Raw genomic sequence first — 10785 nt, forward strand, 5'->3', positions numbered from 1 at the left:
TAGTGGAGTCCCTTTTAAACCCTATTAACGCTTTGCCTGGTTTTGTTGATTGGTGCTTTGTTGCATGTAGTTGTTGCTAAGTCTGTTCTTTCTTCGATCAACCTTGGTTTGCCGGGGGCGGCCCGGCAGCCGCTCACTTTTCTTGCTCCGCCAAGAAAAGTAAGCAAAAGAAGGCGGCCGCTGGGTCGTAGCCCTCTTCGAGGGTTCCCGGTGCCGTCAGGCGCAAATCGGGAAGGGAAAACAACTCGCTGCGCTCAGACATTTTTCCCTTCTTTTTCCGATTTGCACCTGCCGGCACCGGCTACTCTCAAGCGGACTTCAAGACCGGCTCGCCTTCGGCATCGTGATTGCTATCTTCCGCCGTCACTTATTTCGTCGTCCCAGCGAACGCTGGGACCCAGTGTCGTTACGACGTTTTCTGCTTCTATTGGCTTAAACCTTCGCCTTAAAATTCCGCAAGAAATCCAGCAGGATTTGCGCCGACACTTCGGCGTCATCCGCCGTCATTGTTTCGAGCGGATTGTGGCTGATGCCGCCGTTGCCGCAACGTGTGAACAACATGGCGACGTCGGTCATCTTGGCAATGGTCATGGCGTCGTGGCCTGCGCCGGATGCCAGTTCAAACGGTTTGACGCCGGCGCGTTCGGTGGCGGCGGCGAGTTGGTGCATGAGCCAGTTGGCGCACGGTGCCGCGGGGGCTGCCACGGTTTTTTCCAACGTAACGTCGACGCTGCGGCGTTGGCAGATTTCTTCGATCTTCTTGATCACGTCGGCGACGGCTGCATCGCGTACGTCGTCTCGCGCAGCACGGATGTCCAGCGACAGGGTGCAGGCACCGGGGATGACGTTGGTGGAGCCGTTGGGCACTTGCAACTGGCCGACGGTGCCGACCAGCGAGGCGTGCTGGTCCTGGCTGCAGCGTTGTTCGACGTAGAGGATGATTTCTGCGGCGGTCGCTGCCGCATCTTTGCGCATGTTCATCGGTGTGGTGCCGGCGTGGCTGGCGACGCCTTTGAGATGCACCAGGTGGCGCGAGCTGCCGGCAATCGAGGTGACGATGCCGACCGGCAGGTCGCGGTTGAGCAAGACCGGGCCTTGCTCGATGTGGACTTCGACGTAGCCGAGCAGGTCGGATGGGTCGCGTGCAATCTTCGGGATCGCGGTGACGTCGTGGCCGGCCTGGGTGAGTACTTCTCGCATGCTGATGCCGTCGCGGTCGGTGAGGTCGAGCAGGTTGAGGTCGAACTGGCCGATGATGGCTTTGCTGCCAAGGAAGGTGCTTTTGAAGCGCACGCCTTCTTCTTCCGAGAACGCGACAATTTCAAAATGGAAGGGCAGGGTTTCGCCTTTTTCATGCATATGTTTGACGATGGCGATCGGCAGCAGGATGCCCTCGCGGCCGTCGTATTTGCCGCCGTTGCGCACCGTGTCGTAGTGCGAACCGGTCATCAATGTCTTGGCTTGCGGGTCTGTCGAGAGGTAGCGGCCGACTACGTTGCCGACTGCGTCGATGTGGGCGTGCATGCCGGCTTCGCGCATCCAGTGCGCGATCTGGTCGGCGGTGCGGCGATGGGCGTCGGTCATGTAGGTGCAGGTCAGCGCGCCTTCATCTTCGCTCCAGGCGCCGATTTCTTCGGCCCATTCCATGATGGTGGCGCCGATGGCCGGGGTGTAGGCTAGCAGGTCGTTGATGCGCATTTCTGCAATGCGGCCGATCTGACGCAGCGCTTCGCGCAGTTCGTCTTCAGGCTGGTTGCGCAGGCGACGGGTGAAGGTGGCGATGATCTGCTGGCGCGTCAGGCCTTTGCCCGTGGCGCCCTTGACCGCGAGGATGAAGGGGAAGCCGAACTTGGCGTTGTAGTCGCTGTTGAGCTTCTGCAGCGTGGCGAATTCTTCCGGTGTGCACAGGTTCAGGCCGGCCTTGGCTTGTTCGCCGGTGGACTCGGCGGTGAGTTCGCCGGCGATGGCGGCTTTGCCTGCGAGTTCCGGGTGGGCGCGGATGAGGCCGAGCTGTTCTGCACGCTCAGCACTGGTGACCACGCCTTGCAGCGCTTGCTTCAGGGCCGTGATGTTGGCGAAAGGGCCGAGCTTGGCTGCCCGTTCCGGAATCCACGGCGAGTGTTCGTAAATTCCGTGCAAGGTCTTGACGAAAGCCGGTACGTCTTGCGCGGCGCTGCTGTTCAATTGTTCTAGTGTGGTCATCCTGATACCTGTTGCGTAGTTTGCTTACGATCGCTTCTGTTCTGACTATGTTGACAGAACGGTCCCACCGTTCTGTCATGCTGCAAGAATACTGCCGGGCGAGCGGGACTCGCCATTGTCTGCTTAAATCCTAATGATCCGAACTCTGTGCGGCTGCCAGCGCATAGTTGGCGACTTCTTCGTCGCTGCCACGGCCGTTGAAGAACACGTTCAGGATCACTGCCATGGTTGATGCAAGCAATATGCCACTATGGAAGATAGTGGACAAGAAGCCGGGCATCTTGTCAAAGAAGGTCGGCGCGACAATCGGGATCATGCCGACGCCGATGCTGATGGCGACGATGAAGAGGTTGTTGCGGTTGGTGTTGAAGTCTACCTTGGCCAGGATCTTGATCCCGGTCGCGGCCACCATGCCGAACATCACGATACCTGCGCCGCCCAGCACGAATTGCGGGATGGAAGCGGCCACGTGCGCCATTTTGGGGAACAGGCCGAACGCCGCCAGAATCACGCCGGCGGCCACGCAGACATAGCGGCTGCGAATGCCGGTAACGCCCACCAGACCGACGTTTTGCGAGAACGAGGTATAGGGGAAGGTGTTGAAAACCCCGCCAATTACCGTGCCCAGACCGTCCACGCGCAGACCGCGGGCCAGCGTCTTGTCGTCGACTTTTTTCTCGACGATATCGCCCAGCGCCATGAACATCCCGGTCGATTCAATCATGGTAACGATCATGACCAGGCACATGCTGATGATGGAGCCGACGTCAAACTGCGGCCAGCCGTAGTGGAACGGCTTGATCACTGCAAACCATTCTGCCGCGCCGAGGCCGTCGAAGCTGATCTTTCCCAGCGCCAATGCAATGACGAAGCCGACAATCATGCCCATCAGCACCGAGATATTGGCGATGAAGCCTTTGACGTATTTGGTGATGAGAAGGATGGAGACGAGGACGATGGCAGCGATGGAGAGGCTGAGCGGGGAGCCGTAGTCGGGGTTGGGAATCTTGACGAAGACGCCGTCGACCAGTTTGCCGATGATGGGTTGTCCGCCTGCGGCCCAGTTGATGCCCACGCCCATCAGTGATACACCGATGACCGTGATCACGGTACCGGTGACCACCGGCGGGAAATAGCGCATGAGCTTGCTCATATAGGGCGACGCCAGGATACAGAATATCCCCGCCGCGATGACGGCCCCATAGATGTGAAGGATGCTCAGTGATGGATTGTTGGCCATGGCGACCATCGGCCCGACGGCGGCGAAGGTGACGCCCATCATGACCGGCATGCGGATGCCGAACTTCCAGATACCGAGGCTTTGAATGATGGTGACCAGGCCGCAGCAGAACAGGTCGGCGCTGATCAGGTAGGCAATTTCAGATTTTGGCAGGTTTAGGGCACCGCCGACGATGAGCGGTACTGCGATAGCGCCGGCATACATCACGAGTACGTGTTGCATGCCCAGCGCGGCGAGTTTGAGTATCGGTAGTCTTTCGTCCACCGGGTGACCCTGAGGGCTTTGGGTTGTCATGGCTGTCTCCAAGTTTTTATATGGAGGCCGTCGCAAGTTGGATGCGGCTTGCTGCGGCCTCTCGTCAAGTCCTTGCAGAAGGGTGCGGATTCTGAGCAAGATCCTTCGTACAGGCTTGTGGGCCGATACTAAAGTAAATTGTTCAGCCCAATATATAAGCCTGCCAATACTCGTTTTCTATATGTGGATATAAGCATCGTGATGCAAATATTGCCGAAAAGCCTTAATTGGCAAGCATCTTGGCCGCTGCGCTCACCTGCGCGCGCAGCCATTTATGCTCGGTCGCCTGGTGCACGCGCTCGTGCCACAGCTGATAAAAGCGCAGCGGCGGGAACTTGATCGGCACGCTATAACTTTTCAGCGACAAGGTCTTTTCATAGAAGCTGGCGAACTGCTGGCCGGCGGTCAGCACCAGGTCGGTCTGCGCCACCATGTAGGGCAACATGCGGAAATGCGCCGACTCGACTACGACGTTGCGATGCAGGTTCTGCTTTTCCAGAAAAGTGTCAATGGTGCCGTGATAGCCGGGCAAAATCTGCGACGGCGCTGCATGCGGCAGGCTCAGGTAATCCTCTATCGTCATCGCATCCTTGGCAGTGCGCTTGGCGTAGGCGCAATCGGAACGCATCAGGCACACGATGGGATCGTCGAACAGTTTGGACAGATGCAGATGCGGCGGCGGTTCATCCCAGTTGGCAATGACGAGGTCGAGTTCGCCGTCCGACAGCAGGCGCACATAGTCGGTCTCCGGGCCAAGCGCATGGATGACGATGTGGCTCTTGGGCGACTCGCGGCGCAGGCGGGCGATGACTTCGGTGAAGAAGGGCGTGTTCATGTAGTCCGGCGCGGCGATGTGGAAGGTGCGCGCTTCTTCCTGCGGGACGAAGGCGGTCTTGGGCACGAACAGGCGCTCGGTTTCTTCAAGGATGCGCTTGGCCGGTTTCAGCAGGCTTTCGCCGTGCTGGGTCGGCACCATGCCGCGCGCGCCACGTACTAATAGCGGATCGCCGGTCAGCTCCCGCAGTTTGCGCAGCGACGCCGAGATCGACGGTTGCGGCTGGTTAAGTTTCAGCGCCACGCGTGAAACGTTCTTTTCGCACAGCAACAGATAGAGGATACGAATCAGGTGAATATCGAGATGGTCTGGCAGCCTGGACATCATTGTCTCCGGGTAACTGGTAATGCGAGGCGGGCGTTTGCGCAGGGCGCGCTGAACAGCCTTCTTACCCGTGGAGGGTGGCCACACTTGTTGATGTTGTTAGTTTTTGGTTGTCTCTGGTTATATTTTTAGAATAGTGAGATTCCCACATAACACGACCATTGTTGTATATGAATATGCGTATGTCAAATATAAGCTGATGACAATGTTTTAAAAGCCCAACACGTTTATCGTTCCATCATCCCAGTCGCCCCCTTCCGTGTGCGCAGGCCGCGACTGAGAAAAAATAACAGGTGGCAATTGCCACCGAGGTCGTCGCGGCAGCAGGTAACGAAGATTTACGCAGGAGCAGGAGACGTTCTGCGCAAGTCCTCTTATTTATCCGGGAAGATGTTTGCACATCCATCCCGGATCGACCGTTTTGTGATTTGAGGCCCGGCCTCGCTCATCTGAAGTGCCCGCAGTGGCAGGTGAGGAACAAACGTGGGGAAGACATGGAAGCATTGTTCGTATCGTATGGCGTGGAGTGGCTCAATCTGCTGGTGCGCTGGCTGCACTTGATCACCGGGATTGCGTGGATCGGCGCATCGTTTTATTTCGTCTGGCTGGACAATTCCATCCGTCCTCCGAAGCCGGGCAGCGACCTGGCCAAGAAGGGCGTGTCCGGCGAGTTGTGGGCCGTGCACGGCGGCGGGTTCTATAACCCGCAGAAGTACCTGGTCGCGCCTTCCGAATTGCCGGAAGAACTGCACTGGTTCAAGTGGGAAGCTTATGCCACCTGGATCACCGGTTTCGCGATGCTGTTCATCGTCTACTACTTCAACGCCTCGGCCATGATGGTCGACAAGTCGGTCGCCGATCTCTCCGGTCTGCAATCGGTCGGTGTTGGCCTCGGCACCTTGCTGGTCGGCTGGATTGTCTACGACCTGCTGTGCAAATCTCCGCTGGGCAAACGTGAAGGCCTGCTCGGCCTGGTGATGTTCGTCTTCATCGTTGCCGTAGCCTACATGCTGACGCATCTGCTGAGCGGCCGCGCTGCCTACATCCACGTCGGCGCCATGATCGGCACCATCATGGTCGGCAACGTGCTGATGGTCATCATTCCCGGTCAGCGCAAGCTGGTGGAAGCCATGAAGGAAGGCAAATCGCCTGATCCTATCTACGGCAAGAAGGGCAAGCAACGCAGCGTGCACAACAACTACTTCACGCTGCCGATTCTGTTCATCATGATCAGCAACCACTACGCGATGACTTATACCCACGCGTACAGCTGGCTGGTGCTGGCTGCGATCATGGCCGCCGGCGTGCTGATCCGTCACTTCTTCAACCTGCGTCATGCCGGCAAGGTCTCCATCGGCTTCCCGATCGCCGGTTGTGCATTGCTCTTGGCCGTGGCGATTGCGATTGCGCCGAAGCCGTTGCCTAAGGTCGCTCCTGCCGCCTCTGCTGACCCTGCAAGCGTAACGGCAACTACCTCCGCAACTGTACCTGTCGCCGCTGCGGCAAGCGGCGTAGACTTTGCCCGCGTGCAGGAAGTGATCACACAACGTTGCGCCAGCTGCCACTCGGCGCAACCGACGCAAGCCGGTTTCGCCACCGCGCCGGCAGGCATGATGTTGCAGACGCCTGAGCTGATCCGCCAGCACGCCGCCAAGGTGTACCAGCGCGCGGTCCAGACCAAGGACATGCCGCTGGCCAACATGACGCACATGACTGATGAAGAACGCGCCCTGATCGGCGCCTGGTTTGAAGCCGGCGCGAAGTAATCCGGCGTTCATGTATCGACAGGAGACGCGCCTGCCTCTGTGCAGGCGTTCCTGACTGACAAAGAAAGACAAGGAAATCCCATGACCACCATCACCATCGACGGTTTCAACCTCAACGCGGAGCAAGTTGTCAGCGTCTCGCGCGCAAAGAACGGCACCTACGCCAAAGTCGCCTTGGCGGATTCCTCCCGCGCCGCGCTGAAGCAAAGCCGCGACTTCATCGAATCCACCTGGATGCACGATGAAGCGCCCATGATGTACAGCTTCAACACCGGCGTCGGCTTGCTCAAAGACACCCGTATCAAGGTCGAACACATCGAGCTGTTTCAGACCCAACTGATCAAGGCCCACAGCGCCGGCATCGGCGAGCCGTTCTCGGAAGAAGTGAGCCGCGCCACCATGCTGTTGCGCGCCAATGCCTTCGCTAGCAATTACTCCGCGCCGCGCGTGGAAGTGGTCGATCGCCTGCTGGCCTTCATCAATGCTGGTATTCACCCGATCATGCCGCAGAAGGGTTCCGTCGGCGCTTCCGGCGATCTGGCACCTTTGGCCTATCTGGCGGCTGCCATCGTCGGTTTCGACGAAGCGGAAGTGATGTACCAAGGCAAGCGCATGAGCGCGCCGGAAGCGATCACCAAGGCAGACATCGGCCCGGTCAAGTTTGACCTCAAAGCCAAGGATGCTTCCGCGCTGATCAATGGTTGTACCGCTTCGCTGGCCGTGGCGGTGCTGGCCGCACACGATTCACGCAACCTGTTGACCGACGCCTGCGTATCGCTGGGCCTGACACTGGAAGCCATGCGTGCAGAGATGTCCGCCTTCGATCCGCGCATTCAGCAAGCACGTCCGCATGCGGGCCAGATCAAGACTGCCGCGGTTGTCCGCACCTTGCTCAAAGGATCGACCCGTACCACGCACGAAGCGCGTTCCGTGCAACTGCCGGACGAACTGCGTCGTACCGATATTCCGTATTCGTCGCGTATTCAGGACGTCTACTCGCTGCGCTGCGCACCGCAAGTCTACGGCCCCGTGTTCGATGCGCTGGACTACATCGACACCATCGTCGACAAGGAAATCAATTCCGCCACCGACAACCCGCTCATCTTTGACAAAGAAGGCGGCGGTTTTGAAATCATTTCAGGCGGTAACTTCCACGGCCAGTATCTGGCGCAGGCGATGGACTTACTCGCCATGACCATCACTGATCTGGGCAGCATCTGCGAACGCCGTATCGCACGGCTGATCGACCCGACCCTGTCATGGGGCTTGCCGCGCAATCTGATGAGCGGTGTACGTGGCGTCAACACCGGTTATCCGGTGGTGCAGTGCTCGATGAGTTCCCTCGTGATGGAAAACCGCACGTTGTCCATGCCGGGCAGCGTCGACAGTATCCCTGCCAAGGGCAACAGCGAGGATCACGTCTCCAACTCGACCTGGTGCGCGCGCAAGGCTGCCACCGTTGTCGCCAACACGCAATACATCGTCGGCGTGGAAATGCTATTGGCAGCGCAAGGTCTGACCATGACGGAGGAACTGCTCAAGGACTTCGTGCTGGGCGAGGGCACGCAGGCGGCGTATGAAGAGATCCGCAAGCAAATCCCGGCGTGTCTGGACGGCGATCGCTGGTTCCACAACGACATTCAGGTGGCGCATTCCTTTATCACCAGTGGATCGGTGCGGGAGGCTGTGGTTGGTCGTATCGGTAAGTTTGTTTGATTGGTTTTGTTGTTGTGTGTGAGGGAAGAGCAGCTTTGGCTGCTCTTTTTTGTTTGTTCTTCGGTAGCTGAATCTTTTCTTTCTCCGGTCAACCGTGGTTTGCCGGGGGCGGCCCGGCAGCCGCTCACTTTTCTTGGCGAGACAAGAAAAGTGAGTAGCCGCCGGGCTACCCCCGGCAGGGCTGATCGAAGAGTGAAAAGAATCAGCTACCAGGGAAGAAGGTCGGAACAAAATCAATCCTCATCCCCCAAATCCTTCTTCACCACCGCATACCGCAACAACGTCCTCTTCCGCGCCTCGGCATGATCCACCATCGGCTCCGGATAATCCTTCCCCAACTTCACCCCGGCAGATTTCAGCAAGTCCGCTGGACACAGCCACGGCGCATGAATATATTTGTCCGGCAAACCAGCCAGCTGCGGCAAATAGCGCCGGATAAATTTTCCTTCCGCATCAAACCTTTCCGACTGTGTAATCGGATTGAAAATACGGAAATACGGTTGCGCATCGCATCCGGACGAAGATGCCCACTGCCACCCGCCGTTATTGGCCGACAGATCAAAGTCATTCAGCAGATCCGCAAAATACTTCTCACCCCAACGCCAGTCGATCCCCAGGTCCTTGGTCAGAAAGCTCGCTACCACCATGCGCAGACGGTTATGCATATAGCCGGTCTGGTTCAGTTGCAGCATCGCTGCATCCACCAGCGGATAACCTGTGCGCCCCTCACACCAGGCCGCAAAACTCTCACGCGCGTGCTTGCCGCCTTCCCATTGAATCGCGTCGTAATCCACCTTGAAAGAGCGCTCAACAACGCGTGGATGGTGGAACAGGATCATGAAATAGAAATCGCGCCACACCAACTCGGACAACCACACCGGCGCACCTCGGCGGCCTTCGCCGATGCGCATGGCGTCGACGGCAGTACGTGCCAGCGTGCGGATGGAGATCGTGCCGAAACGCAGATGCACTGACAGATACGATGGCCCTTTGATCGCAGGGAAGTCGCGCGTGTCGCCGTACTTGCCTAAACGCGGCAGGAAGTCCTCCAGCAATTGTGCTGCACCAGACATGCCGGTCGGGATACGCAAGTCTTTCAGATTGGTCGGCAGGAAGCCGAGGTCTTCCAGCGTCGGCAAGGCCTTGTGGTATTTCTTTGAAGGTGGTGCGAGTTGCGCGAAATAGGCATCCACCGGATAAGGCTTGAGATAGAAGTCGCCGCCAGGACCGGAGAGCTTGTTCATCCACGCATTCTTGTAGGGCGTGAAGACGGAGAAGGGACGACCCGCCAGCGACAGTACTTCGTCCTTTTCAAAGATGACCTGATCTTTGTAGGTCAGCAACTGACGGCCGTCTTTTTCCAATTGTTTCTTGACCGCAGCATCGCGCTTGATCGCCTGTGGTTCGTAATCATGATTGGTGAAGACGGCGTCGACGCCAAGCTCTGACGCCAGCGCCGGGATGTCTTGCAGCGCAGAGGCATGGCGCACGATCAGTGCGCCACCGGCTTCACGCAAGGCGGCATCGAGTTCGGCAATGCAGGCCATGATGAAGTCAATGCGGCGATCTGCTTGCAGGCCATCGGCAATCAGCGCGTCGAGGATGTCGCGGTCATAGACGAAGACGCAATGGACCTGTTTGCTTTGTTTGAGCGCGTAATACAGCGCAGCGTGATCGCTGATGCGCAGATCGCGACGGAACCAGACGAGGGAGTTGTGGAAGTGACTCATATGTATATATGCGTAGAGAAAATCTATCAGCAATGGGTTAGATGCAAATTAGCTGCTTCTTCGTAGGATGGTAATTGAGGATTGAAAAATAGGAATTATTCTATGTGCCAAAAAGCCGTTGGTTGTTATCGTGCAGTTGCCTGTCACCATTCAGATGGGTGTTTGATTTCACTTAACTTCTAAGGAACGATCATGCAAAAAATTCAACTCGAGTCGACAAAAATCGCCAACTGGACACAAATCGGTGCTCCTATTAAATAAGTAAGAAAAAGCATCCTACGGGATGCTTTTTTATTTATTGGGCTGCTTATGAATGCTTTCCTTAATCCAAACATTTTCTTGTTTTTTCTCTCTGATCAGGTGGTTTTGTGGGATTTTGAGTCGCACAGCCAATATCAATTAAAGCCCGAATATGTCAGCCGCCTTCTTTGGATCGCTGAAAATCACGAGTTTAATACTGAATTAAATGTTGTCGATGCTGATTTCTGTAAGGCGAACATTGTTTCCGACCAGCCCTTTAAGAGACAAGAATGGGGATGGGATGTTATTTCAAGAATTTTCCACCTTGGGACTAAGGATGTGCCCCTTGATACTAGCCCCGACACTGGGAGTGAGTGGGCGAAACAATATACAAATTCATGTATTGAAACACTGCAGGAGAATATTCCTCCGCGATCT

8 protein-coding genes are annotated in these 10785 nt (G+C 57.1%); 3 read left to right on the forward strand and 5 right to left on the reverse strand.

The genetic code is table 11. The features are described from left to right. Positions 1 to 133: 133 nt before the first annotated feature. From PQR63_RS06905 to PQR63_RS06920, 4 genes are all read right to left on the reverse strand, one after another. Positions 134 to 262 carry a hypothetical protein gene (locus tag PQR63_RS06905; RefSeq protein WP_408166755.1) on the reverse strand — a complete coding sequence of 43 codons (129 nt, stop codon included), beginning with the start codon at positions 260 to 262 and terminating at the stop codon, positions 134 to 136. 170 nt (positions 263 to 432) lie between these two features. Beyond that, positions 433 to 2202, reverse strand: a complete 1770-nt coding sequence (locus tag PQR63_RS06910; RefSeq protein WP_408166756.1) for an allantoate amidohydrolase — start codon at positions 2200 to 2202, stop codon at positions 433 to 435. A 130-nt stretch (positions 2203 to 2332) separates the two neighbouring features. Then, positions 2333 to 3736, reverse strand: a complete 1404-nt coding sequence (locus tag PQR63_RS06915; RefSeq protein WP_408166758.1) for a nucleobase:cation symporter-2 family protein — start codon at positions 3734 to 3736, stop codon at positions 2333 to 2335. A gap of 223 nt (positions 3737 to 3959) precedes the next feature. Beyond that, on the reverse strand, positions 3960 to 4895 hold the full coding sequence (locus tag PQR63_RS06920; protein ID WP_408166760.1) for a LysR family transcriptional regulator: 936 nt from the start codon (positions 4893 to 4895) through the stop codon (positions 3960 to 3962). A gap of 494 nt (positions 4896 to 5389) precedes the next feature. On the opposite strand from PQR63_RS06920, the gene PQR63_RS06925 reads away from it, so the two are divergent. Together PQR63_RS06925 and PQR63_RS06930 are read left to right on the forward strand one after the other, a co-directional pair. Next, a complete protein-coding gene (locus PQR63_RS06925; protein WP_408166762.1) occupies positions 5390 to 6661 on the forward strand; it encodes a urate hydroxylase PuuD in 1272 nt (423 codons plus the stop codon). 81 nt (positions 6662 to 6742) lie between these two features. Further along, positions 6743 to 8377: an HAL/PAL/TAL family ammonia-lyase gene (locus tag PQR63_RS06930; protein ID WP_408166764.1), complete on the forward strand. Its 1635-nt coding sequence runs from the start codon at positions 6743 to 6745 to the stop codon at positions 8375 to 8377. A 233-nt stretch (positions 8378 to 8610) separates the two neighbouring features. Here PQR63_RS06930 and PQR63_RS06935 read toward each other — a convergent pair whose 3' ends face one another. Then, on the reverse strand, positions 8611 to 10107 hold the full coding sequence (locus PQR63_RS06935; protein WP_408166766.1) for a cryptochrome/photolyase family protein: 1497 nt from the start codon (positions 10105 to 10107) through the stop codon (positions 8611 to 8613). A 309-nt stretch (positions 10108 to 10416) separates the two neighbouring features. Here PQR63_RS06935 and PQR63_RS06940 point away from each other — a divergent pair. After that, the coding region (locus PQR63_RS06940; protein WP_408166767.1) for a hypothetical protein at positions 10417 to 10785 on the forward strand (369 nt) is incomplete at its 3' end.

Source organism: Herbaspirillum rhizosphaerae (assembly GCF_046025915.1).
In the GTDB taxonomy this organism is placed as follows: domain Bacteria; phylum Pseudomonadota; class Gammaproteobacteria; order Burkholderiales; family Burkholderiaceae_D; genus Herbaspirillum; species Herbaspirillum rhizosphaerae_A.

Bases quoted from the DNA above. Each gene is read 5' to 3' on its own strand.
- PQR63_RS06915 (WP_408166758.1), bottom strand. From the start codon at position 3,736: ATGACAACCCAAAGCCCTCAGGGTCACCCGGTGGACGAAAGACTACCG.
- PQR63_RS06920 (WP_408166760.1), bottom strand. From the start codon at position 4,895: ATGTCCAGGCTGCCAGACCATCTCGATATTCACCTGATTCGTATCCTC.
- PQR63_RS06925 (WP_408166762.1), top strand. From the start codon at position 5,390: ATGGAAGCATTGTTCGTATCGTATGGCGTGGAGTGGCTCAATCTGCTG.
- PQR63_RS06910 (WP_408166756.1), bottom strand. From the start codon at position 2,202: ATGACCACACTAGAACAATTGAACAGCAGCGCCGCGCAAGACGTACCG.
- PQR63_RS06905 (WP_408166755.1), bottom strand. From the start codon at position 262: ATGTCTGAGCGCAGCGAGTTGTTTTCCCTTCCCGATTTGCGCCTGACG.
- PQR63_RS06935 (WP_408166766.1), bottom strand. From the start codon at position 10,107: ATGAGTCACTTCCACAACTCCCTCGTCTGGTTCCGTCGCGATCTGCGC.
- PQR63_RS06930 (WP_408166764.1), top strand. From the start codon at position 6,743: ATGACCACCATCACCATCGACGGTTTCAACCTCAACGCGGAGCAAGTT.